Raw genomic sequence first — 24,844 nt, 5'->3', positions numbered from 1 at the left:
CGGTTGCAGAATTGGCGCCGCCGCTCAATGATGGGGTCACCGCCGCGAAGGCGGCACTGGCCGGCAAGGCCGCCTGAGGGGGGATATCATGCGTGTCGTGTTCGCTGCTGCCGTGCTCTTGGGCCTGGCGGCAATGCCGGCGGTTGCCGAGACCTCGATCAGCGGGCCGGCCTCGGCACAGCTCGTCCCGGGCGAGAGCCCGAGCCTCAAGTCGGTCAGCCGGTCTTTCGAACTCGAGAACCTCTACGTGCCGGATGGCAAGACCCGCTGGTTCGTGATCGAGACCGAAACCACGCGCCAGGACGCCTTGATCGACAGCGACGACGGTGTGCCGACGGGCCGCCAGGTGGTCAGCCTGCGGGAAGTGGTCGCGGGTGCCATCGGGCCGGTTACCACCAGGCTGAGCGTCGATGCCCATGCGGTGAAGGTCGACCGCATGCCCTTGGCCGTGGTGGAAAACTGGGGCTGCTGCGTCCAGTCCAATACGCTGCGCTCTTACGACCTGCTCACCGGCCGGCTGATCTCGGTGCGTTCCAGCGACCTGGCGGTGCCGACCTTCACGCGCACCGGCAGCCCGGCCGTGGGCTGGCGGGTGGAAGTGTTCCGCGGTGTCGAGCCGCTGGGCACGGAAATGCTGGGCAATGATCCGACCGCTTTCGGCCTGATCACCCTGATTCGCGAGGACGTGCCGGTGCAGCAAGTGCTCCTGCGCTTTGCCACCGCCAAGGACGGCGACGCCAACACGCCGGTGGACTGGACCAACGAGATCGGCTGGGTGACCCCGGGCAAGGGCGCCTTGACCGATCACTTCGTGCTGAAGCCGGAGGAAGCCTCGACCATGTCGCTGGTCTGGACGCTCGACGAGAAGACCCGGATCACCATCCCCTTCACCGGCGAGAAGCTGGACGTGGCACACGCTGCCCTGCCAGCCGGAATCAGCGCCGCCGACCGCAAGGTGGAGTAACCTCATGCGCCTTGCCGCTCTCGGCCTCCTGATCGCGGCGGGGGCCGCCCCCGCCTGGGCGCAGGACGCGAACCGGCTGGACGGCCAGACGGCGGTGACGATCGTGCCGGCAGTGGGCGAGACCGGGCCGCGCATGCAGACCGTCAGCCGGGATTACCACCGCGCCTACTACTATGGCGGTGCCGATGACCAGCGCTATCTGCTGGTCGAGGTCGAAACCACCCAGTTGCACGACCTCTATTCGAGCGAGAGCAGCTATCCGCCCACGGCGCAACGTGTGCTCAGCATCCGCGATGCCGCCGCAGCGGGCCTGGGGCCGGTCAAGGCACAATGGACGGTCGAAGCCGATGCGATCACCGTGCCGGAATTCGCGCAGGAACCGGTGATCGCCGAGAACTATGGCTGCTGCGATTCATTTCGGACCTTGCGCAGCTTGGATCTGCTGACCGGCAAGATGCTGTCGGTACGCTCGGACAATGTGCCGGTCCCGGTGCTCCGGCTGTTCGGCCGCGACACGGTAGCCTGGACGGTGGAGGTGCTGACCGTCGGCGCGCAATTGGATGTGGATATCCTGGGCGAGGACAACAAGACCGTGGCCCAGATGATCCTGCTGGGCGACGGCAGGCCGGTACAGCGGCTGCGCCTGGAGTCGGTCGCCACCGGGCGGACGGTCGACGACATGCCGGCGCTGGAGCATGTCATGGGCTGGGCGCTCAAGGCCGGCGGCGAGGCCAAGCCGGTCGTCGAGGTGCCGGGCAACAAGGCGGCCGACCCGCTCCTGGTCTGGATCATCGCCGATTACCCGATGGAAAAGCCCAGCCGGCTGGAGATCCCCCTGGTTTCAGGCCGCCTGGACACCACCCGTGCCAAGCTGCCCCGAGGCTTCAAGCTGCTCGAACAGCCGCTCGACTAGCAACGCCACCCTCTATCGTCATTCCGGCGAAGGCCGGAATCCATTCTGGGGCAGCGCGCGACGTCTCAATGGATTCCGGCCTTCGCCGGAATGACGCTGGAGGTTATGACAGTGATGCCAGCGGGGCGACGCCCGGGTGCCAGGCGCGGGCATCCTGGATGATCGCGTCGAGTTCGCGCGGCGACAGTTTTTCCGCGGCATTGCTGCGCAGGGCCAGGGCGGCTTGGCCGTCCTGCGGCATGGCATAGCGCCTGGCCGCGACCTGGGCCCAGAACGTGGCCAGGCGATCGTTCTTCACCACCCCGTCGCCGTGATGCAGCAGGTGGGCCAGATTGTGCTGGGACCGTGGATCATCGGCCAGGGCGCCGCGCTCGAACCATTGGGCGGCGACGGCGCTGTCGCGGGCCACGCCCTGGCCGTGGAAGATGAGCCAGCCCACGGTATAGCAGGCGTCGCCGTCGCCCGCCTCGCCCAGGGCCACCGCCCGGTCGAACTGGGCGGCGAAACTGGGGGCTTCCCTCGTCCAGTCGCGGTACTCGCCGGTGTTGCGCCGGGCGTCATGGTCGCTCTCGCGGTCGACCGCCGCGGCCGCCACGATCCTGGTGTAATCGGTCGGGTCCAGGTCCAGCGGCCACAGCCGCTCGGTGAGCAGGGCGACGGGCTTGCGGGGGCCTATCAGGGCGATCCCCCGGCTGGCCGCCCAGTCGATGGTCAACGGCACGGTGCCCTCGCCGTAGTAGGCGTAGTAACGCCGCCGCGCCCCGTTCGCCGGATCGTCATAGGCGACCTCCCAGGCCCAGATGACGCTGTTGTAGCGCCCGGTCTGTTTGGTGCGCCGCAGGATGTCGACCTCGATCAGGTGGCCGGCCGCCGCCGCGGCCTCCAGTTTCCGTTGCCCGCGCCGCTGCCAGGCCGTGATGAAGAACGGGATCGAGCAGAAGGCGATCATGACCAGGGGGCCGATGAAGGCCCCGCCGGCGCGGTCCAGCAGGCCGGCCCAGGTGGTGACCATGGCATAACCGTCGGGGGACAGGGACAGGCGCCGCACGCCTCGCCCCAGGTCGGCCGAATTGTCGTAGAGGCCCCAATGGGTCGAGAAATCCCATTCGGCCACGGCCGCCGCGCCGCTGCCCACGGTGAGGCGGACGTGGCAGGCATAGCGGCCGAGGCTGCGCCGGCCGCCCGGCTCGTACTGGCAGGCCACCTGGGCCTCGCCGTTGGCCACGGCCTCGCCCAGGCCGATGGTCGCCAGCGTGTCCTGCCACAGGTGCTCGCGATGCGCCGAATACCCGGCCAGCCCGACCAGGCCCAGGCACGCCAGGCCGACCAGGGCGAACAGCAGGACCAGGGCCAGGCGGCGCCAGAAGTTCAGGGGGCGGTCGGGCGGCAGCGCGGCCCAGGGCGGCGGTGGAAAGGCAGCAAGGCAACGCGACGTCATCAAGCCCCCGATGGCCCCCGGATGTGAACGGTGCTCATCATGCCGGTCCGGCCGGCGCAACAAAAGCCTCGTGACAATGACCCGAAAGCCCGTGGCGGCTTGCCCCGCGGGGACATTTCAGCCCGGAAGCTGGGGCCATCTATCCTTGTGTTTGGGCCCTATTTGGGGGATTTTTCCGTCATATCGAGGGTACCCAAGCACGTGGCCATGGTCGACCTGTTCACCAGTTTCCTGAGCCTCACAGTGCCGCCGGTCACGATTCAGGCGGTCACGGTGCAGGCGACCACGATGCGGGCCGCCGTCAGCATGCCCGATTTCGAAAGCTCGTTCTGGGACCTGGTCGATGCCGCCCAGACCACCCACGGCCTCATTGTCGTGGGTGCCGTGGTCGTCTGCGCCTGGCTGGCGCTGCGGGCGTTCCGCTAGACGGCCGGCTTCAGGATTTCTTGGCCAGATTGCTCCTGATGAAATCGCGCACGCGGGGCTGGATTTCGGTGCGCCAGCGGGTGCCGTTGAAGACGCCGTAGTGGCCGACGCCGGGCTGGATGTAGTCGAACTTCTTCGCGGCGGGGATGTTGGGACACAGGTCGTGGGCGGCTTGGGTCTGGCCGATGCCGGAGATGTCGTCGTTCTCGCCCTCGACGGTCATCAGCGCCGTCTTGGTGATGGCGGCCGGGTTCACCGTGCGGCCCTTGAACATCATCTTGCCCAGGGGCAGGGCGTGCTCCTGGAACACCTGGGCGACGGTCTGGAGGTAGAATTCCTCGGTCAGGTCGAGGACGGCCAGGTATTCGTCATAGAATTCGCGGTGCGCCTGGACCGGATCGCCGTCGCCGGCGACCAGGTTCTTGTACAGCGACTGGTGGGCGTCCATGTGGCGTTCCAGGTTCATGGTCATGAACCCGGTGAGTTGCAGGAAACCCGGATAGACCCGCCGGGTAAAGCCGGCGTGAGGCCACGGCACGGCGGTGATCACATTGTCGCGGAACCACTCGATGGGCTTTTGCGTCGCCAGCTTGTTGGGGACGGTCGGGCTGCGCCGGGTGTCGATCGGGCTGCCCATGATGACGATCGAGGCGGGCGCACAGGGATCGTCGTCTTGCGCCATCACCGCGGTCGCCATCAAGAGCGGCACGCCCGGCTGGCACACGCCCATGGCATGGGTGCCGGGGCCGAGCAGTTGCAGGAAGTCGATCAGGTACTGGGTGTAGGTCTCGAGGTCGAACTTGCCTTCGGACAGGGGCACGAGGCGGGCATCGGCCCAGTCGGTCACATAGACCTCGTGTTCGGACAGCATCGCCGACACGGTACCGCGCAGCAGGGTGGCGTAGTGGCCCGACAGGGGGGCGACGACCAGTACCTTGGGGTCGGGCCGCTGGCGCGGGTTGACCGCGGCGTCGCGCTTGAAGTGAATCAGGTTGCAGAACGGCTTGGCGGCGACCACCACCTCGGTCACCGGTACCGGCTGGCCGTGGATCATGGTGGTGTCGAGGCCGAAGGCCGGCTTGCCATAGCGCCGCGTGGTGCGCTCGATCATCTCGCAGGCGGCCGACAGGGCCTTGCCGCCGGGCGTCTCGCCCCAGGGATTGAAGCTGTTGTCCAGCGCCGCCTTGGTGGTCTCGGCCATGTAGCGCAGGGGCGCCACGGCGGCATGAGTCATCTCGAACAAATGATAGAGCATCAACTACACTCCGGGCCGGGAGGCCCCTTTTTCAGACCATACGCCTTGATGCCGGGATTGCCTCTTCGACCATGGAACTAGGCAATCGGTCGCAGCGCACCGGCTAGCAATGTCACCAGATCGTAAAGAAATGATGCGCGCAACATGCCTTCGCAGCCCTCGTCGAGAAATCAACAGGCGGGGAGCGATCAAGTGCCGGTGGCGCTCGGCGCCGTCAGGCCGTTCCACACCGCCATGGCGTGGCGGGCGACGTCCAGGAGTTCTTCCCGGCTGCCGCCGTCGCGCGCCCTGATCGACATGCCCTGCTGGACCGCCATGAAATACGAGGTCAGCGACCGGGCGTTCGTCCCCGGCGGCAGTTCACCCTCGGCGATGGCGCGTTCCAGGCGCAGGCGGACGTGATCGCAGACCGAGAGCCGGCGCTGGGCCATGTCGCGGCGGACCTCGTCGTTCTCGGGTGCGCAGTTGGCGGCCGCGAAAATGGTAAAGCAGCCCGGCGGCTTGCCCGGCGCGGTGACATTCTCCGCCGTCGTGCGCAGCAGCGCCGCGATCGCCTCGCGCGCCGTGGCATGGCCGTCGAAGGTCGCCCAGGTGCCCGAACCCTCGGTCTGGGCATACAATTCCGTCGCCTCGCGGAAAAGCTGCTGCTTGCTGCCGAAGGCGGCATAGAGGCTGGGCGAGGCGATGCCCATCGCCGCCGTCAGTTCCGCCATGCTCGTGCCCTCGTAGCCGCGCGCCCAGAACACTTCCATCGCCTGTTGCAAGGCCTGGGTACGGTCGAAACAGCGAGGGCGGCCGCGCTGGGCCATGGCTCCACCTCTTTCCCATGTTTTTTTGTGTAGTGATCGTTAAATAATCTTGTTGCGGTGCAGCGGCAAGTGGTCTAGCTATTTATATATCAATCAACACATAAATACGAGCCACGCGCATGTCGCAGGATATTCTCCGCACGGCCGGTCCGGCCGTTCCCCTCGATGACGCCCGCATCGCGCCGGAAAAATGGCTGGTGCTGGGCGCGGTTTTCCTCGCCGCGGTGATGATGCCGCTGGGCTTCGTCGCCCCCGTCGTCGCCCTGCCGGCCATCGGCGCCGAGCTGGGCGGCAGCGCGGTGGCGCTGAACTGGGTGGTCAACGGCGCCTTCCTGGCTTTCGGCAGTGCCGTGATGGCGGCCGGCGCCCTGGCCGACATGTTCGGGCGCAAGCGCCTGTTCGGCATCGGCCTCGTCGCCTACACGATCCTGTCCCTGATCGTGGCCTTTTCGCCCACGCTGCTGGTGCTGGACATTGCCCGCACCCTCCAGGGGGCGGCGGGCGCCCTGGCCATGATCGCCGGCTTTGCCGCCCTGGCCCAGGAATTCGAGGGCCGGGCCCGCACCCGGGCCTTCAGCATCCTCGGCACCGGCTTTGGCATCGGCATCGCCTTCGGCCCGATCATCGGCGGCGCCCTGATCGGCAGCCTGGGCTGGCGCGCCATCTTCGTGGCGGTTGCCATCCTCAGCCTGGGTGTGCTGGCGGTGGGCGTGCCGCGCCTGCGCGAATCGCGCGACCCCGATGCCAAGCGCTTCGACATCTGGGGCGTCGTCGCCTTCACCGTGACCTTGACCCTGCTGACGCTGGCGATCATGCAAGGCCCGCAAAGCGGCTGGTCCAGCCCGCTGGTGCTGGCGCTGATCGGCGGCTTCGTCGTCATGCTGGGTGCCTTCCTGGCGATCGAGCGGGCGCAGGAGCGGCCGATGCTGGACGTGACTCTGTTCACCTATCCGCGCTTCCTGGCGGTGCAGTCGCTGCCGGTGGCGGTCGCCTACAGCTTCATCGTGGTGCTGTTCGTCCTCCCCGCGCGCCTGGTCGGGATCGAGGGCATGAGTGCCGCCGAGGCCGGCCTGCTGATGCTGCCGCTCAGCGCGCCGATCGCGATCATCCCCTTCCTGGGCGCCTTGCTGACCAAATGGGTGCCGGCCGGCCCCCTGTCGGGCCTGGGCCTGATCATCGGCGCCGTCGGCCTCGGCCTGCTGGCCTTCGTGGCGCCGGGGGCCGGGCCCGTCGCCTTCGTGCTGCCCCTGCTGCTGATCGGCGTGGGGGCGGCGATTCCCTGGGGCCTGATGGACGACCTGGCGGTTTCCGTGGTGCCCAAGGAGCGGGCGGGCATGGCGGTCGGCATCTTTGCCACCGCCCGCGTGGCCGGCGAGAGCATCGCCATCGCGGTAACGGGCGCGGTGCTGCTGGGCTTTGCCCAGGCGGGCCTGGTGCGGGCCGGCAAGCTTGCGCCCGACGCCGTCATCGCCACGGCCAACGGCATGGTTGGCGGCAAGCTGGGCGAAGCGGCGCTGGCGGCCCCGTCGCTGGGGACCGGCCTGCTCACGCAGCTCTATGCCGATGCCTTTTCCGCGGCGATGCTGGTGCTGGCCGCGATCACCCTGGTCGCCGCCCTCATCGCCATCGTCTTCGTCCGCCGCCACGAGGTGAAGGACGAGGATGAAGCGGACGAAACCCTGGTCCTGTGCGAGCCCGAGGGGGTCTAACGAGGTCAGCCCTGTTTCACCTCAGCCGTCATCCCGGCGGAGGCCGGGATCCATTGCGACATCGCGCGCTGCCCCAGAATGGATCCCGGCCTGCGCCGGGATGACGATATAATCTTCTTCAACCTAGTCGCCGCAGCCGCTCGGTCCCGCGCCGCCGGCGTAGTCGGCAGGCAGCGGCAGATGCAGGATCGTGGTCAACGCCATGTCGGCGTTGCAGAACCGGGCCGTGGGCCGCGCCTTGCTCACGATACGGAACACATCGGGCGTCGTCCCGGCGCCGGTGTCTGGCTGTTCCAGCCTGTAGATACTGATATCCACAGGAGCGTGGTCCGCGAGAATGCCGCTGTCGGACTCGCCGAGGTCGGCGCGAATAACCACGGTTGCCGCGACGCCGTCGAGTTTTGCCCGCGCGAAACGTAATGCACCAAGCACCCGCTCGCCATCAAAGGGCGAGACGCTCGCCGTGTCTTTGAGCGGGCTCACGCCATCGTCGAAGGCGACCACGCCCATCTCGCCGTCAGTGCCCCGGCTTTCCACCAGCGGCAGCAGCACGAGGTAACTGTAGTGGCCATGGGCGTTCCCGTTGCCGCGCCAAGCTCTGATAACGGTGGCGGTTCGGTCGTCCGCGGCGAAATGTTCCACGGTGTTGAAGCCGCCATGAATCGGGATGATGGCGATCTCGCTTATCGCCAATTCCGCCGCTTGGGCGGCCGAGGCGAAGACGCCGAACAGAAGAAAAAGCAAGACGGTGCGCATCGGACCAATCCCTCATGACGGTTTTGGGCAGAGTTCCAGGGGAGTGGCCTCGCCTAACCCGGCGGGATCGAATAGGTGCCGGTGGCGTGGGCGACCAGTTCGGGGTCGTCGGCGGAGAACAGGGAGACCTCGCCGATGACCAGGCGCCTGCCGAATTTGAGCGCGCGGCATTCGGCGATCAGGTCACGAGGGGCGGGCTTGCGCAGGAAGTTGATGTTGAGGTTGGTGGTCACGGCCAGCGCGATCGGCCCCAGCGTACTCAGGATCATGGCGTAGAGGCCGCAGTCGGCCAGTTGGAACATGCTGGGGCCGGAGATCGTGCCGCCCGGGCGCAGGTGGCGGGTGTCGAAGGGCAGGCGGCAGCGGGAGAAGCCGGGCGCGGTTTCCTCGATGCGGATATGGGTCGCCTGTTCGAAGACCTGTTCGATGAAGGCCTGAACTTCCGCGGCGCTCATCGCGACCTTGTCCGGCAATGCCATGAATCATCCCCCAGAACCGGTTCGGGCCCCAAATTAGCCGCACCGGCCCGGCCCCCGCCAGACTTGCGCGCGCATGGCCCTTCGGCGTAAAGCACGGGCCCATGATCCTGACCGCGCTCGACATCGGCGACTTGAGCCAAGTCGCCCTGGTATTCGACGGCCATCTGGCCGCCGAAGCGCCCTGGGCGCGTGCGGCCTTCGCCCGGATCATGGCCAGCGCCGACCTGGCGGCCGGGGGTGTCGACACGCCCGCCCACCGGGCCCAGGCCGTGGCCCTGGCCCAGGCTTTCGGCATGGCGACCCTGGACGAGGAGCCGGCCGTGGCCTTCTCCTGGGATGGCCGGGTGCTGCGCTGCCGCTCGGAATCCTATGTCATCGTTCACGAAGTCGCCCACTACCTGGTCGCCCCGCCGCAGCGCCGCTTCCTGCTCGATTTCGGCCTGGGGGCCGGGCCGGAGACCGGCCGGGTCGAGGAGGCGGAAGCCGTGGCCTGTGTCGATTTCGCCACCCGCGAGACCGAGGAAACGCTCGCCTCGCTGCTGGGCATCCTGTGGGAGGTCGAGATGGGCCAGCCGGGCATCGCCGCCTTCCTCGAGCAGAACTGGCTGGAAGGCTATGCCCGTGCCTCGGCCGCGCGGCATTTCGCCCGCTTCCTGACGCTGCTGGTCGATGGCGGCTTCTGCGACCCCTCGGGGCGACCGACGCCGCCGGCCGCACTCCTGCCGCTGATCGCCGCCTGATCAGCCGCCGTATCGCTTAAGGAGCCCGGTCTCGCTATAGTGGCGGCCCCGGCGGGCCTTTCGGAGATAGTGGATGTCGACAACGGCGATCGTGACGCAGCCTACGAAGAACATCGAGCTGGCGCAGGCCGAGCTTTCCCGCAGTGCCTCGCCGGTGGTGCCGCTCGATGACGGCGAGGTGAAAGCCGTCGCCGAGATCAAGTCGGGCATCAACATCGCCGACAGCGCCGCGGTGCTGCAATACGGCGCCCGGGTGCAGAACGGCATCGCCGATTTCGCCGACAGCGTGCTGAAGACCGTCGCCGCCAAGGATTCCGGCGAGGTGGGCGAGACCCTGTCCGACCTCCTGATGAAGGTGAAGGGCCTGGACGCTGAGTCGCTGGCCAAGACGCCGGGGTTCCTGGGCCGGCTGTTCGGCTCGGCCAGGCGCGAGGTCGAAAAGTTCCTGGGCCGCTACGAGAAGGTCTCGAGCCAGATCGACCGCATCGTCCTGCAACTGGAGCAGACCAAGGACCAGTTGCTGCGCGACGTGGTCATGCTGGACATGCTGTTCGAGAAGAACCTGGAGAATTTCCGCGCCCTGAACCTGCACATCCGGGCGGGCGAGGAACTGATCGCCGAAACCCGCGCGGCCGTGCTGCCCGACCTGGAAAAGGCCGCGGCCGACCCCGACCCGACCATGGCCCAGATCGCGGCGCAGAAGCTGAACGATGCCCGCCAGGCCCTCGACCGCTTCGAGAAGAAGCTCCAGGACCTGCGCCTGTCCAAGACCGTGACCCTGCAGACCATGCCGCAGATCCGCCTGATCCAGGGCAACGACACGGTGCTGGTCGAAAAGATCCAGTCGTCGGTCCTCAACACCATCCCGATCTGGAAGAACCAGATGGTGATCGGCATTTCCATCGCCCGCCAGCAGGGCGCCCTGGCCTTGCAGCGCGAGGTGACCGACACCACCAACGCCATGCTGAAGAAGAATGCCGAATTGCTGAAGCAGGGCTCGATCGACGTGGCGCGCGAGGCCGAACGCGGTATCGTCGACATCGGCACCTTGCAGCAGGTCAACCGCGACCTGATCTCGACCATCGACGAGGTCCTGAAGATCCAGGCCGAGGGCCGTACCAAGCGCAAACAGGCCGAAACCGAACTGGTCACCATCGAGAACGAGCTGAAGGCCCGGCTGGCCCGCGGCTAGGGCAGGGCGCGCGGCTTGAAGCTCTGGGGCCATATTGTGGCGGGCCTGGGCGGCGGCGGCATTTTCCTGGCCTTTCACCTGGGCCTGGATGCCTGGCCGTCGTTCTCCGTCCTGGCCGGGGTTGTCGGCTTCATCGGCTTGCAGCTCGTGCTGCGTGCCGATGGCCTGGCCGGGCATGCGACGACCGATGCACTGCTGCCCGGGTCGCTGGCCCATGAACTGGTCATGGGCGCGCAGGCCAAGCTTGCCCGGCTCGATGTCCTGGCCCGGGCCGGCGACGCCGTGATGGCCGCCCGCCTCGACCGGCTGATCGAGACGGCCGGCACGCTGGTCGAGCGCATCGTTCAGCATCCGGCGGAGGCGATGCAGGCGCGCCGGCCCCTGACCTTCTACCTCGATGCCACCCTGCGCATCATCGAACATTATGCGGCGGTCCGGCAGCGCCGAGGCCCGGGCGACCCCAGTCTTGCCAAAGTCTGGGCGATACTGGACGGCGTCGAACAGGCCTTCACGCACCATGCCGACAAAGCGGTCGAGGCCGAAATCACCGATCTGGAAACCGAACTGACGGTGCTGGAACGCACCTTGAAAGCCGAGCTCAAATGAACACGTTGCGGGAGGAAAGAAACATGCCGGTCGCCACCATGATGCGTCGCACGGTCCTGGGCGCGGCCCTGGCCATGGGGCTGGCGGGGGCAGCCCTGGCGCAGGGGGCCGACGACCTGTCGGGCACCTACCAAGTGCAGGGCCAGAACCCGGGCAGCGGCCAGGGCACCTATGGCGCCGACATCACGGTGAAGATGGTCGGCGAGGTCTACCAGTTGACCTGGGCCAGCGGCGACCAGCAGGCGGTGGGCAGCGGCCTGCGCCTGGGCGATACCTTTGCCGTTACCTGGCAGGACCCCAAGAGCAAGGAAAGCGCCATCGCCGTCTATATCATCATGCCCGACGGCGGCCTGAAGGGGCGCTGGGCCCCGCTCGGCGCAGAGAGCGCCGGCACCGAGGACTGGACCCGCAAGCCCTGAGCGGGTTTTTCGCGTAACCAGGAAAGCCCCCTCCGCCCGCTTGCGGGGGAGGGGCTGGGGGAGGTGGGTCGGCGGCGTAGCGTGCGCTCGACCCAGCCACCACCTCACCCTCCCGCCGCTTCGCGTCGGGCCCCTCCTTCTCCCCCGCAAGCGGCGGAGAGGGTATTTTTGCGGCGGGTTTAATGTATGCAAGTTGATCAGTATGATTAATTTATAGTCAATCCTTGCTAACCACGCTGCGCATTTCGGGCCTAGCCGGCCTGCTTCGGCGGAAAAGTTATAATAAAATCAGTTTGCTATGCTAATCTACCGAATGGCTGTAAAACTGGCACGATGCTTGTAAGGACCGGCGGGCATTCACTTGCCAGGGGGCCAGTCCATGAATCGCCGGGAGTTTCTGAAAACCGCATCCGCCACCGCGGTGGCCGCCGGCAGCGGCATTGCCGCCCCGGCGATCTTCTCGCCGGCCAGGGCCGATGCCCGCTCCGAGACCTTGCTGATCGTCTCCGAAAGCGGGCCGAACAATCTCGACATCCAAGGCGTGGGCACCAATGTCCCGGGTTATGAGGTGAGCTGGAACTGCTACGACCGGCTGATCTCCCACGAGATGAAGACCGGCGACAACGGCATCCCCTATTACGACCGCGCCAAGTTCAAGCCGGAGCTGGCCGAGGACATGGCCGTCGGCGACATGTCGGCGACCTTCAAGCTGCGCAAGGATGCAACCTTCCAGGACGGCGCGCCGGTGACCGCGGCCGATGTCAAATGGTCGCTGGACCGGGCGGTGACCGTGGGCGGCTTCCCGACCTTCCAGATGAAGGCCGGTTCGCTGGAAAAGCCGGAACAGTTCGTGGTCGTCGACGATCACACGGTGCGCATCGATTTCCTGCGCAAGGACCGGCTGACCGTGCCGGATTTGGCGGTGATCGTGCCCGGCATCCTCAATTCGGGCCTGGTGAAGAAGAACGCGACCGACGCTGATCCGTGGGGCCTGGAATACACCAAGCAGAACACCGCAGGCAGCGGCGCCTACAAGGTGACCAAGTGGACCGCGGGCACCGAGGTGGTGCTGGAGCGCAACGAGGATTGGAAGGGCGGGCCGCTGCCGAAGATCCGCCGGGTGATCTGGCGCATGGTGCCGCAGGCGGGCAACCGCCGTGCCCTGCTGGAACGCGGCGATGCCGACCTGTCCTATGACCTGCCGACCAAGGATTTCGCCGAGATGAAGGCGGCGGGCAAGCTGTCGCTGGTCTCGACGCCCTATTCCAACGGCATCCAGTACATCGGCATGAACGTGACCAAGCCGCCCTTCGACAACCCGAAGGTGCGCCAGGCCGTGGCCTATGCCATCCCCTACCAGAAGATCATCGACGCGGTGATGTTCGGCCTGGCCAAGCCGATGTTCGGCGCGCCGGCCGACAGCGCGACCCAGGTCGCCTGGCCGCAACCCCACAAGTTCAACACCGACATGGCCAAGGCCAAGGCACTGCTGACCGAGGCGGGCTTCCCGGACGGGTTCGAAACCACGTTGTCGTTCGACCTGGGCTTTGCCGGGGTGAACGAGCCCCTGTGCATCCTGGTCCAGGAGAGCCTGGGCCAGATCGGCATCAAGGCGACGATCAACAAGATCCCCGGCGCCAACTGGCGCACCGAGCTGAACAAGAAAGAGATGCCGCTCTATACCAATGTCTTCTCGGGCTGGCTCGACTATCCGGAATATTTCTTCTTCTGGTGCTATCACGGCCAGAATTCCGTGTTCAACACCATGAGTTACAAGTCGCCGGCGATGGATGCCCTGATCGAAGGCGCGCGCACTGCCGCCGCCAACGGCGACATGGCGAGCTACGACACCGACGTGAAGGGCTTCGTCGACCTCGCCTTCACGGATATTCCGCGCATCCCGCTCTACCAGCCTTACGTGAACGTGGCGATGCAGCCCCGGGTCAGCGGGTATCAATACTGGTTCCACCGCCGGCTGGACTACCGCAGCCTGGTCAAGGCGTGAGGTGATGTGAACCCTCTCCTCCTGGGAGGAGAGGGCCCTATGGGCGAAATGCAGGGGGTGCCATGCTTACCCAACTTACGAAACGGCTCGCGACCGCCATACCCAGCCTGATCGGCGTCATCATCGTCACCTTCCTGCTGACCCGGGTGCTGCCGGGCGACACGGCGGCCTATTTCGCCGGGCCGGCGGCCTCGGCCGAGGCGATCGAGGAAATCCGGGTGAAGCTGGGGCTCGACAAGCCGCTCTACGAGCAATTCGTCGATTATATCGGCGCCCTGTTCTCGGGCGACCTGGGGGTCTCGCTCACCACCGGGCAGCCGGTGATCGAGGATATCATCACGCGCCTGCCGGCCTCGGCCGAGCTCACCCTGTTCGGCTTGGTGGTCGCGATGCTGATCGCGGTGCCGCTGGGCATCGTCGCGGCGGTAAAACAGGGCTCGTGGATCGACCATGCCTGCCGCATCGTCGCCACCGCCGGCGTCTCGCTGCCGGTGTTCTTCACCGGCCTGCTGCTGGTCTACGTCTTCTACTTCATCCTGGGCTGGGCGCCCGCGCCGCTGGGCCGGCTCGACGTGTTCTTTTCGGCGCCGGAGCCGATCACCGGGTTCCTGCTGATCGACACCCTGCTGGTGGGCGACCTGGAAACCTTCTGGGCGGCCCTGGCCCAGCTTGCGGTGCCGGCGGCGACCCTGGCGATCTTCGCCCTGGCGCCGATCACCCGCATGACCCGTGCCTCGATGCTCTCAGTCCTGTCGTCGGAATTCGTCCGCACGGCCCGGGCCAGCGGCCTGTCGCCCTACAAGGTCGTGGTCACCTATGCCTTCCGCAACGCCATGCTGCCGGTGATCACCACCCTGGGCATGGTGTTCTCGTTCCTGCTGGGCGCCAATGTTCTGGTCGAGAAAGTCTTCGCCTGGCCCGGCATCGGCTCCTACGCGGTCGAGGCGCTGATCGCGTCCGATTTCGCGCCGGTGCAGGGCTTCGTGCTGGCCATGGCCATTCTCTATGTCCTGCTGAACCTGCTGATCGATCTCTTGTACGGGGTCATCGACCCCCGCGTGAGGATGGAAGGATGAGCGCCGTGACCGAGACGACCGTCCGCCCGGCCACCGGCCTTGGCGCCACCCTGCGCCATGCCCGCCATGTGATCGGCGAGAACCCGGTCACCGGCTTCTCCTTCGGCCTGTTCGCGCTGCTGGTGCTGGCCGCGATCTTCGGGCCCTGGCTGGTGCCCTACGACCCGCTGGCCAGCGATACCATGAACGCGCTCCAGGCCCCCTCGGGCGCCCACTGGTTCGGCACCGACCAGTTGGGCCGCGACATCTTCAGCCGGGTGGTGGCGGCCACCCGGCTCGACATGGCGATCGCTGTCTTCTCCGTCGCCCTGGTCTTCGTGCTGGGCGGCCTGGCCGGGGTCGCGGCGGGTTTCTTCGGCGGCTGGACCGATCGCATCGTCGGCCGCCTGGCCGATACGATCATGGCCTTTCCCCTGTTCGTGCTGGCCATGGGCATTGTCGCGGCGCTGGGCAACACCGTCACCAACATCGTCATCGCCACCGCGATCGTGAACTTCCCGCTCTATGCCCGGGTCGCCCGGGCCGAGGCGAACGTGCGGCGCGAGGCGGGCTTCGTCCAGGCCGCGCGCCTGACCGGCAACAGCGAGATCCGCACCCTGCTGACCCAGATCGTGCCCAACATCATGCCGATCATGATGGTGCAGATGTCGCTGACCATGGGCTATGCCATCCTCAACGCCGCCGGCCTGTCCTTCATCGGGCTGGGGGTGCGGCCGCCCACGCCTGAGTGGGGCATCATGGTCGCCGAAGGGGCGGGCTTCATCGTCTCGGGCGAATGGTGGATCGCCTTCTTCCCCGGCATCGCCCTGATGCTGGCGGTGTTCTGCTTCAACCTGCTGGGCGATGGCATGCGTGACATCATCGATCCCCAGCGCCGCACCTGACGGAGGCTCGTCCCATGACCGCTCTCCCGCTTCTCGACGTGCGCGACCTCACCGTCGAATTCGCCACCCGCCGCGGTACCGTGCAGGCGGTGATCGACCTGAACCTGACGGTGCCCAAGGGCGAAATCGTCGGCGTGGTGGGCGAGTCCGGCTCGGGCAAGTCGGTCACCTCCTATGCCGTGATGCGCATCCTCGATCGGGCCGGGCGCATCGCCAAGGGTGCCATCGCCTATACCAACATCGACCTGCTGGCGGCCGGCGAGGGCGAGATGCGCGACCTGCGCGGGCGCGAAATGTCGATGATCTTCCAGAATCCGCGCCTGGCGCTCAACCCCATCCGCAAGGTCGGCCGGCAGATCGAGGATGTGCTGCTGCAACACCTCCAGGCCCAGCCCGACAATGTGAAGCAGAAGGCGATCGACCTGCTGGAACAGGTGCGCATCGCCAGGCCCGAGGAGCGTTACCACGCCTATCCCTTCGAACTGTCGGGCGGCATGTGCCAGCGTATCGTCATCGCCCTGGCCCTGGCCTGCCAGCCGCAACTCCTCATCGCCGACGAACCGACGACGGGCCTCGACGTCACCACCCAGAAGGCGGTGATGGACCTGGTGGTCGACCTGGTGCGGGCGCGCGGCATGTCGGCGATCCTGATCACCCATGATCTGGGCCTGGCCGCGGCCTATTGCGACAAGGTGGTGGTGATGCAGAAGGGCCGGGTGGTCGAAACCGCCGCCTCGGCCGCGATCTTCAAGGCGCCCGAACATCCCTATACGATGAAGCTGATGCGGGCGACGCCGCGGCCCGGCATCACCCTGCACGACCTCCTCCCCGCCGACACGCCGCTGCCCGACCGATCCGCCGCCCCGGCGGCGATCGGCGAGCCGCTGCTGGTGGTCGAGGGCCTGGTCAAGGAATACAAGCGCCAAGAGGCGGGCCGCAGCCTGACCAAGCTGTTTGCCAAGAAGGCGGAACCCCTGCCGCCCTTCCGCGCGGTCGACGGCATCTCCTTTGCCGTGCGCCGGGGCGAGAGCGTCGGCCTGGTGGGCGAGTCTGGTTGCGGCAAGTCCACCACCTCGATGATGGTGATGCGCCTGATCGACCCCACCCAGGGCCGCATCACCTTCGACGGCCAGGATATCGCCGCCGTGCCGGCGCGGGGCTTCGCCGCCTCGCCCCTGCGCAAGCGGATCCAGATGGTGTTCCAGGACCCGACCGAAAGCCTCAACCCGCGTTACACCGTGGCCCGTGCCATCGCCGATCCCCTGCTGCGCATGGGCGGGTTCCGCGGCGGGGCTAAGCTGCGCGACAAGGTCGAGGCGCTGGCGACCATGGTCGGTCTGCCCCACGACCTGCTAGACCGCTTCCCCCACCAATTGTCCGGGGGCCAGAAGGCGCGCGTGGGCATCGCCCGGGCGATCGCCCTCAACCCCGACCTGGTGATCCTGGACGAGCCGACGGCGGCGCTGGACGTCTCGGTCCAGGCGGTGGTGCTCAACCTGCTGCAGCACCTGAAGGAGACGCTGGGCATGAGCTACCTCTTCGTCAGCCACGACCTCCATGTGGTGCGCCTGCTGTGCGACCGGGTGATCGTGATGCGCCAGGGCGCCATCGTCGAGGAAGGTACGGCGCAAGAGGTGTTGGAAGCGCCCAAGGCGGATTATACCCGCGAGCTCCTGTCGGCGATTCCCCATCCGCCGGCTTGATCCCGCGGGGCGGTCCCCCTAGGCTTTCGCCCAGGTAAAGTGGTGAGCGGGGAAGCGTGTCGACCTCCCAGGTGTCAGAATCAGCCCCCAGGGGCACGACAAAGGCGGCGCGCAAGTCGGCGACGCGCACCGAGGAACTGCGCCTGACCCTGGCCGACGAGATCGTGCAGGGCCGCCTGCACCCGGGCACGCCGCTCGAAGAGGTCGAGATCGCCAAGCGTTTCGGGGTCTCGCGGACGCCGGTGCGCGAGGCGATTCGCGAGTTGGCGGCGTCGGGCCTGGTCGAGGCGCGGCCGCATCGCAGCGCCCTTGTCGCCCTGCCGTCGCTGGAGCGGCTGCGCGGCATGTTCGACGTCATGGCCGAGCTGGAGGCGATTTGCGCCGGGCTGGCCGCCGTGCAAATGAGTTCGACCGAACGCCAGGGCCTGCAGGGCCTGCACGAGTCCCTGGCCGATCTGGTGCGCCGGGGCGACCCGCAGCGCTATCACGAGGTCAACGAGCGCTTCCACGGCGCGATCTATACCGGCAGCCACAATGAATATCTGGCCGAGATCACCTTTGCCACAAGGGCCCGGCTCTCCCCCTTCCGCCGGGCGCAGTTCCGCACCCTGGGCCGCCTGGCCCTGTCCCATGCTGAACACGAGCGGGTGGTGACCGCGATCCTGCGCGGCGACAAGGCGGCCGCCGAAGCCGCCATGCGCGGCCACATCACCCTGGTCGAGGACGCCTACGAGCGTTACACCGGCACGCGGTGACAGTCAGAGCCTTGTGACCATCTCCGCCACCGCGGCGGCGATCGACAGGCAGGCGGTCAGGCCGGGGCTTTCGATACCGAAGAGCTGGACCAGCCCGTCCAGGCCGTGATCGGCCGGGCCGTCGATCCGGAAATCCGCCGCCGGCTCGCCGGGGCCGGTCAGCTTGGGCCGGATGCCGGCATAGTCGGGCACCAGGGCGCCGGCCGGCAGGCCGGGCCAATAGCCGCGGATGCGTGCCTCGAAGGCCGCCGCGCGGCCGGGGTCGACGACATAGTCTTCGCGGTCCAGCCACTCGACATCGGGGCCGAAGCGCATGCGGCCGCCCAGGTCCAGGGTGACATGGACGCCCAGGCCGCCGTCGACCGGGGCGGGGTAGATCAGGTGCGTGAAGGCCGGACGGCCGGCGAAGCCGAAGTAGTTGCCCTTGGCCAGGACCAGGCGCGGGATGCGCGCGGCCGGATAGGCCGGGGTCAGGGCGGCGATAGCCTGGGCGCCCAGGCCGGCGGCGTTGACGACGATATCGACCGCCATCACCCCGGGTCGGCCCCGCCGAAATGCACCGTCCAGCCATTTGCCTGCTCGACCCGGCTGATGGGCGTGTTGAAGGCGATGGCCCCGCCGTGATCCTCGAGCTCGCCCTGCAGGGCCAGCATCAGGCCGTGGCTGTCGACGATCCCGGTCTGCGGGCTCAGCACCGCGGCGCTGCAGGCAAGCTGGGGTTCCAGCGCGCGGGCGGCTGGCCCGTCGATCAGGGCCAGGTCTTCGACCCCGTTGGCGAGTCCCGTCGCGTGAATGGCTTCGATCCTGGCGGCTTCCGCGCCATCGGTCGCGACGATCAGCTTGCCGACCCTGGCATGGGCGACGCCGTGGCTGGCGCAGAAATCATAGAGGGCGCGGCGGCCGGCGACGCAATGGCGGTGGCGGGCCGAGCCGGTGGGGTAATACATGCCGCCATGGATCACCTCGCTGTTGCGCGAGGAGACGCCGTTGCCGATGCCGGCGGTGCGCTCGGCGACGATCACCTCGCAGCCCCGGCGGGCCAATTCGCGGGCAATGGCCAGGCCGATGACGCCGGCGCCGATGATCAGGGCTGTCTGAGGCAAGATGGGGCTAATCTGGTCTGGCACGTCGCCGATTGCAAGCCGCGGCCGATGCGGCCATCCTGCGCCCTATCTGTCTGCGGGATGCGCGTGTGTTCGATCTGACGCCCAACGAGACCACGGCGATCCTCCTCTCCCTGCGGGTTTCCTTCTGGGCCGTGGCCGCCAGCCTGCCGTTCGGCATTGCCCTGGCTTACCTGCTGTCGCGCAAGCGCTTTCCGGGGCGGGCGGTGGTGGAGGCCTTGACCTACCTGCCGCTGACCCTGCCGCCGGTCGTGACCGGCTGGGCGCTGCTGATCCTGTTCGGGCGCAAGGGGCCGATCGGCGCCTTCCTGGACGAGCAGTTCGGCATCGTCTTCGCCTTCCGCTGGACCGGGGCGGCACTGGCCTGCGCGGTCATGGGCTTTCCCCTGATGCTGCGGGCGATTCGCCTGTCCTTCGATGCGGTCGATGCCCGGCTCGAGCAGGCGGCAGGCACGCTGGGCGCCAGTCCCGCCTGGGTGTTCCTGACCGTCACCCTGCCCCTGGTGCTGCCCGGCATCCTGGCCGGGGTGATCCTGTCCTTTGCCCGGGCGATGGGCGAATTCGGCGCGACCATCACCTTCGTCTCGAACATTCCCGGCGAAACCCAGACCCTGCCCACGGCGATATACACCCTGACCCAGGTGCCCGGCGGCGATGCCGCGGTGTTCCGCCTGGTGGGCGTGGCCGTGGTCATTTCGCTGGGCGCGCTGATCGTCTCGGAATGGCTGGCGCGGCGCCTGGGGCGGCGGGTCGAATGAGCCTGGTCGTCGACATCCGTCACACCGTGGGCGGCTTCACGCTGGAGGCCGCCTTTGCCATCGACGGGCCGGTGACCGCGCTGTTCGGGCCGTCGGGTTCGGGCAAGACCACGATCATCAATGTCATCGCCGGCCTGGTGCGGCCGGCGCGGGGCCGGGTCGTCGCGGACGGGACGGTGCTGCTCGATACCCGGGCCCGCATCGAGGTGCCGCGCCATCGCCGGCGTGTCGGCTATGTCTTTCAGGAAGGCCGCCTGTTTCCTCATCTGACCGTGCGCCAGAACCTGCTCTATGGCCGTTTCTTCGCGCCCACGGCGGAAGCGGTGGCCGACCTCGACAGCGTGGTCGCCATGCTGGGCATCGGCCACCTGCTGGCGCGCCGGCCGGCGGGCCTGTCGGGGGGCGAGAAGCAGCGGGTGGCGATCGGCCGTGCCCTGCTGGCCAATCCCCGGGTGCTGCTGCTGGACGAGCCGCTGGCGGCGCTGGACGAGGCCCGCAAGGCCGAGGTGCTGCCCTTCCTGGAACGGCTGCGCGACGAGGTCGAGGTGCCGATCGTCTATGTCAGCCACAGCCTGGACGAGGTCCTGCGCCTGGCCAGCCACATGGTGGTGCTGGAGGCGGGCCGGGTCGCCGGCAGCGGCCCGGTCGAAGAGATCATGAGCCGGGTCGATTTCGCCCCCTTCGCCCGCCGGCGCGATGCCGGCGCGGTCCTGGACCTGACGGTGGCGGGCCACGACGCGGCCGGGGGATCACCCGGCTGGAGGGGCGGCTGGGCGTCATCTGCGTGCCGCGGATCGAGGCGGCGGTGGGCGCGCGCCGGCGGCTGTGGGTTCATGCCCGGGATGTCATCCTGGCGGTTGATCGGCCGATGGGGTTGAGCGCACAGAACATCGTGGCCGCCACCATCGACGCCATCGTGCCGCGGGAGGGCGGCGGCGGCGATGTGGCGCTGAACTGTGGCGGCGACAGGCTGATCGCCAGGGTCACCGGGCGGGCGATCCAGGAATTGTCGCTGGCCCCCGGCCGGTCGATCTATGCCATCGTCAAGAGCCGGGCGCTCGATTGACGCTGCGTCGGCGGGCGCTTCGATCGGCCGCATCTTGCTGGCGGCGGAGCTGGGCCATGATCGGGGCGGTCAGGCAAGACCGGGGCAAATCGGCATGAGCAGGCATCTTCTTCAGCACCGGGCAGGTCGACACTGATGTTTGATATTGCTGCCGACCACCCGCTGCGCCGCCGCCTGGCGGATGAACTGCATGCCCGCCCGACCCTGCCGGTGGAGGCGCCGGCGCGGATCTTCCACATGGCCCGCCACAGCGAAGTCGACCCGGCGGCGGATCTTGCCTATCTCACCGCGCTGTGCCTTCGGATCGGCCACGAGGCGCCGCCCGCGGGGACGCGGCAGTTTCGCCTGAGCCTGGACGGCGCCGTGGTGAAGTGGGAGCGCTATACCGAATTCTGCGCCTGGACCGTCGTCGTCCCCGGCGCCGATTTCGGCGCCATGCCGCCGGCCGTCTGCGACGCGATCAATCAGGCACCGGGCCTGACCCTGGCGGCGGTCGACCTCGAACTCTACCGCGGCATCGAGCCGGCGGTGGCGGCGGCAGAAGCCCGTTTCGACTGGAGCAACCTGGTTGCCAGCAACTTAGGGGGCGGCCGCGCCACCATGTGGAGCGATTTTCGCCTGGGCGAGGACGGCAAGGTCAAGCTGATCTTAGGCGTGCGCGAGGACCTGGTGCCGCGCACCATCGGCAATGTCGTCCAGCGGTTCCTGGATATCGAGACCTACCGCATGATGGCGCTGCTGGCCCTGCCGCTGGCCCAGTCGGTCAACCAGCGCACCACGGTGCTGGACCGCCGCCTGGCGAAATTGACCGCCGCCTTTGCCCCGTCCGCCGCGGGCAGCGAGCGGGTGGCGGACGAGACCTTGATGGGCGAGTTGGGCGCCATCGCCAGCGAGGTCGAGCATCTGGCGGCCGAGAGCACCTGGCGCTTCGGCGCGGCGGCGGCCTATCACGCCCTGGTCGAAGACCGGATTGCCGATATGCGCGAGGAATCGGTCAGCGGGTTGGAGACGGTAGGCTTCTTCATGGCGCGGCGCCTGACGCCCGCCATGCGCACCTGCCGTTCCGCCGCCGACCGGCAGGAAAGCCTGTCGGAGCGGGTGGCCCGGTCCAGCCAGATCCTGCGCGCCCGGATCGAAATCGCCCTGGAGGCGCAGAACCAGGCCCTGCTGCGCTCGATGGAAAAGCGCGCCGGCCTGCAACTGCGCCTGCAGGAAACCGTCGAGGGCCTGTCGGTGGTCGCGATCAGTTACTACCTGATCGGCCTCTCGGGCTATCTGCTGAAAGGCCTCGAGGACGTGATGCCGGGCCTGCCCAAGCCCAGCATCAGCCTGGCCGTGCTGCTGCCGTTCGTGGTCGGCGCGGTCTACCTGCTATCGCGGCGGCTCCATCGGCGCCTGCACAACGGGCATCACTGAGGGCGCCGCAGGGCGCGGACCCCGATGGTGCCGAACGCCGCGGCGGCGACGAAGGCGATGAGTTCGATCCGCCCGGCGGCCAGCGAGGCCAGCGCCGGGCCGGGGCAGTAGCCGGCCAAGCCCCAGCCGATCCCGAACAGGGCGGCGCCCAGGACCAGGTCGCGGTCGATCACGGTTGCCGTGGGCAGGATGAAGCGATCGGCCAACAGCGGCGCCTTGCGCCGGAGCACCAGGCGATAACCGATGAAGGTGACCACGACACCGACGCCCATGACGAAGAGCAGGGCCGGGTTCCACGCCCCGGCGACATCGAGGAAACCGATCACCACGGCCGGATCGGTCATACCGGCGAGGGCAAGGCCCGCACCGAAGATCAGGCCGGCGAGCAGGCCGAAGAACAGCTTGGTCATCGCGCGGCCCGCCTCAGCCCAGGTGATGGGTGATGAAGACGGTGACGATCGCCGTCGCCATGAAGGTCGCGACCGCGACGGCCGAGCGGACGGACAGGCGCGACAGCCCGCAGATGCCGTGGCCCGAGGTACAGCCATTGCCCAGGCTGGTCCCGGCCCCCACCAGCAGGCCGGCGATGATCGCCAGGGGCAGGCCGACCACGGGCGCGCCGATACCGGTCGAACCGGTCGCCAGCCCGACCGCCAGCGGCCCCAGCAGCAGGCCGGCGAAGAAGGCGATGCGCCAGCCCGCCTCACTGCCCGACACGCCGTTGGGCGGCAGCAGGCGCCCCACGATGCCGCTGATCCCGGCGATACGTCCCAGCGTGCCCATCAGCAGCACGGCCGAGATCGCGATCAAGGCGCCGCCCAAGGCGGCCGGCAGATATTGTTGCATGATTTCCATGTGCAATTATTCGATCTTAATACTAATGGTGTGAAAATCGAGTGCAAGGGTCATGACCGTGAGTCCCATGTCATCGCGTAGCCCCATCCGGGGCATCCTGTTCGACAAGGACGGCACCCTGGTCGACTACGAGGCCAGCTGGAACCCGGTCAACCGCCGTGCCGCGCGGCTGGCGGCGCGCGGCGACGCCGCCCTGGCCGGCCGCCTGCTGGCCCAGGTCGGGGCCGATCCGCACAACGGCCGCGCCGTCGCCGACAGCATCATCGCGGCGGGCACGACGCTGGCCATTGCAACCGCCTGGGTGGCGGGCGGGGCGCCGTTCACGGTCGCCGACCTGACCGGCGAATTGGACACGCTGTTTCGCGACTCCGCCGCGCACATGGTGCCGGTGACCGACCTCGCCGCCCTGTTCGCCCGGCTCAAGTCGCGCGGCCTGAAGCTGGGGATCGCCTCGAGCGACAACGAAGCCTCGATCCACGCCCTGCTCGCCGCCTTCGGCCTGGGCGGGGTGCTCGATTTCATCGCCGGTTACGACAGCGGTTACGCGGCGAAACCCGACCCGGCCGTGCTGGCCGCCTTCTGCGCGGCAACCGGCCTTGTTCCGTCGCAGGTGGCGATGGTCGGCGACAACACGCACGACGTCGCCATGGGCTGGGCCGGCGGCGCGGGCCTCAGCATCGGCGTGCTCACCGGCACCGGCACCCGCGCCAGCCTGACGCCGTCCAGCGACCTGTGCCTGGACAGCGTCGCCGATCTCGAGGCAGCGCTGTTCGAGATAGGCTGATGTGCCTCGACAATTATATCCATGCCGATATAATTGGCAGGTGACGCGAAAACCCAAGGACGCTATCTTCAGGGGCGACAGTTTGGAACGGCTGATCGCCTTTCCCAAGCCGGCCCGCGCGTCCCTTGGACATAATCTGGACCGGGTCCAGGTGGGTGAGGAGCCCGAAGACTGGAAAGCGATGACCGGGATTGGCGAAGGCGTTTATGAACTGCGGGCGCGGGTGGACAAGCAGGCCTATCGCGTCGCCTACATTGCCCGTTTCGCCGAAGCCATCTATGTCCTGCACGCCTTTGAGAAGAAGACGCAGAAGACCTCGCCCAAGGACAAGTCGCTTATCGAACAGCGGTTCGCCGATCTGGTCCGCGAGCGCAAGGAGAAGGGAATCGATCGATGACCAAGGCCGCCAGCGGTGCCCGCTTTGCCAGCGTCTGGGATGCGCTCAGCGACACGCCCGAAGAAGCCGCCACGATGAAGCTGCGCAGCGCCCTGCTGATGGCGCTTGGCCAGGAAATCAAGCGATGGAATCTCACCCAGGTCGCCGCGGCGAAGCGCCTGGGGGTCACGCAGCCCCGGCTGAACAAGTTGCTCAAGGGGCATATCAACGATTTCAGCCTGGACAGCCTTGTCGACCTTGCAGGGCGTGCCGGTCTCGAAATTGCGGTGAAAGTCGGCCGGCCGAAGGCCAGGCCCGCGGCCAAGGCGGCCTGAA

The 24,844-nt window shown here is 67.8% G+C and carries 29 protein-coding genes; 20 read left to right on the top strand and 9 right to left on the bottom strand.

Annotated elements, in window-relative coordinates; genetic code table 11:
- The first annotated feature begins 88 nt into the window (after positions 1–88).
- Positions 89–964: a hypothetical protein gene (locus tag D3874_RS19855; RefSeq protein ID WP_147385740.1), complete on the top strand. Its 876-nt coding sequence runs from the start codon at positions 89–91 to the stop codon at positions 962–964.
- A gap of 4 nt (positions 965–968) precedes the next feature.
- Positions 969–1,877: a hypothetical protein gene (locus D3874_RS19850; protein ID WP_119779994.1), complete on the top strand. Its 909-nt coding sequence runs from the start codon at positions 969–971 to the stop codon at positions 1,875–1,877.
- Positions 1,878–1,980: 103 nt separating this feature from the next.
- Here the strand turns inward: D3874_RS19850 and D3874_RS19845 are convergent, their stop codons facing one another.
- Positions 1,981–3,315, bottom strand: coding sequence for a tetratricopeptide repeat protein (locus tag D3874_RS19845; protein WP_147385739.1), 1,335 nt, complete (start codon positions 3,313–3,315; stop codon positions 1,981–1,983).
- Between the two features lie 207 nt (positions 3,316–3,522).
- Between D3874_RS19845 and D3874_RS19840 the strand changes: the two genes are divergently transcribed.
- The gene (locus D3874_RS19840; RefSeq protein ID WP_119779989.1) at positions 3,523–3,741 is read left to right on the top strand and encodes a hypothetical protein; all 219 of its coding nucleotides are present in this window, start codon (positions 3,523–3,525) and stop codon (positions 3,739–3,741) included.
- A gap of 10 nt (positions 3,742–3,751) precedes the next feature.
- Here the strand turns inward: D3874_RS19840 and D3874_RS19835 are convergent, their stop codons facing one another.
- Both D3874_RS19835 and D3874_RS19830 read right to left on the bottom strand, forming a co-directional pair.
- Positions 3,752–4,996, bottom strand: a complete 1,245-nt coding sequence (locus D3874_RS19835) for a polyhydroxyalkanoate depolymerase (RefSeq protein WP_119779986.1) — start codon at positions 4,994–4,996, stop codon at positions 3,752–3,754.
- Between the two features lie 188 nt (positions 4,997–5,184).
- A complete protein-coding gene (locus D3874_RS19830; RefSeq protein WP_119779983.1) occupies positions 5,185–5,805 on the bottom strand; it encodes a TetR/AcrR family transcriptional regulator in 621 nt (206 codons plus the stop codon).
- 119 nt (positions 5,806–5,924) lie between these two features.
- On the opposite strand from D3874_RS19830, the gene D3874_RS19825 reads away from it, so the two are divergent.
- The gene (locus D3874_RS19825) at positions 5,925–7,514 is read left to right on the top strand and encodes an MFS transporter (protein ID WP_119779981.1); all 1,590 of its coding nucleotides are present in this window, start codon (positions 5,925–5,927) and stop codon (positions 7,512–7,514) included.
- Positions 7,515–7,637: 123 nt separating this feature from the next.
- On the opposite strand, the gene D3874_RS19820 is transcribed toward D3874_RS19825, so the two are convergent.
- Both D3874_RS19820 and D3874_RS19815 read right to left on the bottom strand, forming a co-directional pair.
- Positions 7,638–8,270 carry a hypothetical protein gene (locus D3874_RS19820; protein ID WP_119779979.1) on the bottom strand — a complete coding sequence of 211 codons (633 nt, stop codon included), beginning with the start codon at positions 8,268–8,270 and terminating at the stop codon, positions 7,638–7,640.
- A 53-nt stretch (positions 8,271–8,323) separates the two neighbouring features.
- Positions 8,324–8,749 carry a PaaI family thioesterase gene (locus D3874_RS19815; protein WP_119779977.1) on the bottom strand — a complete coding sequence of 142 codons (426 nt, stop codon included), beginning with the start codon at positions 8,747–8,749 and terminating at the stop codon, positions 8,324–8,326.
- A gap of 101 nt (positions 8,750–8,850) precedes the next feature.
- Between D3874_RS19815 and D3874_RS19810 the strand changes: the two genes are divergently transcribed.
- From D3874_RS19810 to D3874_RS19770, 9 genes are all read left to right on the top strand, one after another.
- Positions 8,851–9,489 (top strand): hypothetical protein, encoded by a 639-nt coding sequence (locus tag D3874_RS19810; protein ID WP_119779975.1) that lies wholly within the window; start codon positions 8,851–8,853, stop codon positions 9,487–9,489.
- A gap of 73 nt (positions 9,490–9,562) precedes the next feature.
- Positions 9,563–10,681, top strand: coding sequence for a toxic anion resistance protein (locus tag D3874_RS19805; protein WP_119779973.1), 1,119 nt, complete (start codon positions 9,563–9,565; stop codon positions 10,679–10,681).
- Positions 10,682–10,696: 15 nt separating this feature from the next.
- On the top strand, positions 10,697–11,287 hold the full coding sequence (locus tag D3874_RS19800; RefSeq protein WP_119779970.1) for a 5-bromo-4-chloroindolyl phosphate hydrolysis family protein: 591 nt from the start codon (positions 10,697–10,699) through the stop codon (positions 11,285–11,287).
- Between the two features lie 23 nt (positions 11,288–11,310).
- Positions 11,311–11,706 carry a hypothetical protein gene (locus tag D3874_RS19795; RefSeq protein WP_119779968.1) on the top strand — a complete coding sequence of 132 codons (396 nt, stop codon included), beginning with the start codon at positions 11,311–11,313 and terminating at the stop codon, positions 11,704–11,706.
- 379 nt (positions 11,707–12,085) lie between these two features.
- Positions 12,086–13,711 (top strand): ABC transporter substrate-binding protein, encoded by a 1,626-nt coding sequence (locus tag D3874_RS19790; protein WP_119779966.1) that lies wholly within the window; start codon positions 12,086–12,088, stop codon positions 13,709–13,711.
- A 62-nt stretch (positions 13,712–13,773) separates the two neighbouring features.
- Positions 13,774–14,787 carry an ABC transporter permease gene (locus D3874_RS19785; protein WP_119779964.1) on the top strand — a complete coding sequence of 338 codons (1,014 nt, stop codon included), beginning with the start codon at positions 13,774–13,776 and terminating at the stop codon, positions 14,785–14,787.
- A complete protein-coding gene (locus D3874_RS19780) occupies positions 14,784–15,671 on the top strand; it encodes an ABC transporter permease (protein WP_119779961.1) in 888 nt (295 codons plus the stop codon). The genes D3874_RS19785 and D3874_RS19780 overlap by 4 nt, the downstream gene beginning before the upstream one ends.
- Positions 15,672–15,685: 14 nt before the next feature.
- Complete coding sequence (locus tag D3874_RS19775) at positions 15,686–17,374, top strand: dipeptide ABC transporter ATP-binding protein (protein ID WP_119779959.1); 1,689 nt, start codon at positions 15,686–15,688, stop codon at positions 17,372–17,374.
- A 71-nt stretch (positions 17,375–17,445) separates the two neighbouring features.
- Positions 17,446–18,129 carry a GntR family transcriptional regulator gene (locus tag D3874_RS19770; protein ID WP_199699172.1) on the top strand — a complete coding sequence of 228 codons (684 nt, stop codon included), beginning with the start codon at positions 17,446–17,448 and terminating at the stop codon, positions 18,127–18,129.
- Between the two features lie 3 nt (positions 18,130–18,132).
- Here D3874_RS19770 and D3874_RS31660 read toward each other — a convergent pair whose 3' ends face one another.
- Complete coding sequence (locus tag D3874_RS31660) at positions 18,133–18,660, bottom strand: NAD(P)/FAD-dependent oxidoreductase (RefSeq protein WP_338016733.1); 528 nt, start codon at positions 18,658–18,660, stop codon at positions 18,133–18,135.
- Positions 18,660–19,232, bottom strand: coding sequence for an NAD(P)/FAD-dependent oxidoreductase (locus D3874_RS31655; protein ID WP_338016732.1), 573 nt, complete (start codon positions 19,230–19,232; stop codon positions 18,660–18,662). Before D3874_RS31655 ends, D3874_RS31660 begins: the two co-directional genes overlap by 1 nt.
- A gap of 89 nt (positions 19,233–19,321) precedes the next feature.
- On the opposite strand from D3874_RS31655, the gene modB reads away from it, so the two are divergent.
- The 4 genes from modB to D3874_RS19750 all read left to right on the top strand — a co-directional run bounded on the left by modB (position 19,322) and on the right by D3874_RS19750 (position 22,493).
- Positions 19,322–20,011 carry a molybdate ABC transporter permease subunit gene (gene modB / locus D3874_RS19760; protein WP_119782398.1) on the top strand — a complete coding sequence of 230 codons (690 nt, stop codon included), beginning with the start codon at positions 19,322–19,324 and terminating at the stop codon, positions 20,009–20,011.
- Positions 20,008–20,889, top strand: coding sequence for a molybdenum ABC transporter ATP-binding protein (modC, locus tag D3874_RS19755; RefSeq protein WP_233560054.1), 882 nt, complete (start codon positions 20,008–20,010; stop codon positions 20,887–20,889). The genes modB and modC overlap by 4 nt, the downstream gene beginning before the upstream one ends.
- Positions 20,880–21,077, top strand: a complete 198-nt coding sequence (locus D3874_RS32525; RefSeq protein WP_233560053.1) for a TOBE domain-containing protein — start codon at positions 20,880–20,882, stop codon at positions 21,075–21,077. Before modC ends, D3874_RS32525 begins: the two co-directional genes overlap by 10 nt.
- Before the next feature lie 135 nt (positions 21,078–21,212).
- Positions 21,213–22,493, top strand: coding sequence for a DUF3422 family protein (locus D3874_RS19750; protein ID WP_119779954.1), 1,281 nt, complete (start codon positions 21,213–21,215; stop codon positions 22,491–22,493).
- Here the strand turns inward: D3874_RS19750 and D3874_RS19745 are convergent.
- Positions 22,487–22,903 (bottom strand): DUF6691 family protein, encoded by a 417-nt coding sequence (locus D3874_RS19745; protein ID WP_119779952.1) that lies wholly within the window; start codon positions 22,901–22,903, stop codon positions 22,487–22,489. The two genes, D3874_RS19750 and D3874_RS19745, sit on opposite strands and share 7 nt — an antisense overlap.
- Before the next feature lie 13 nt (positions 22,904–22,916).
- A complete protein-coding gene (locus D3874_RS19740) occupies positions 22,917–23,339 on the bottom strand; it encodes a YeeE/YedE family protein (RefSeq protein ID WP_119782397.1) in 423 nt (140 codons plus the stop codon).
- Positions 23,340–23,415: 76 nt separating this feature from the next.
- On the opposite strand from D3874_RS19740, the gene D3874_RS19735 reads away from it, so the two are divergent.
- From D3874_RS19735 to D3874_RS19725, 3 genes are all read left to right on the top strand, one after another.
- Positions 23,416–24,132: an HAD family hydrolase gene (locus D3874_RS19735; protein WP_119779950.1), complete on the top strand. Its 717-nt coding sequence runs from the start codon at positions 23,416–23,418 to the stop codon at positions 24,130–24,132.
- 82 nt (positions 24,133–24,214) lie between these two features.
- Complete coding sequence (locus D3874_RS19730; RefSeq protein WP_233560052.1) at positions 24,215–24,529, top strand: type II toxin-antitoxin system RelE/ParE family toxin; 315 nt, start codon at positions 24,215–24,217, stop codon at positions 24,527–24,529.
- Complete coding sequence (locus D3874_RS19725) at positions 24,526–24,843, top strand: helix-turn-helix domain-containing protein (protein WP_119779947.1); 318 nt, start codon at positions 24,526–24,528, stop codon at positions 24,841–24,843. The genes D3874_RS19730 and D3874_RS19725 overlap by 4 nt, the downstream gene beginning before the upstream one ends.
- Position 24,844 lies beyond the last annotated feature (1 nt).

It is taken from the genome of Oleomonas cavernae, from assembly GCF_003590945.1.
Taxonomy (GTDB): Bacteria; Pseudomonadota; Alphaproteobacteria; order Zavarziniales; family Zavarziniaceae; genus Zavarzinia; species Zavarzinia cavernae.
The sequence above is the reverse complement of the archived record's forward strand: the minus strand, read 5'-3'. Positions and strand labels throughout refer to the sequence as shown.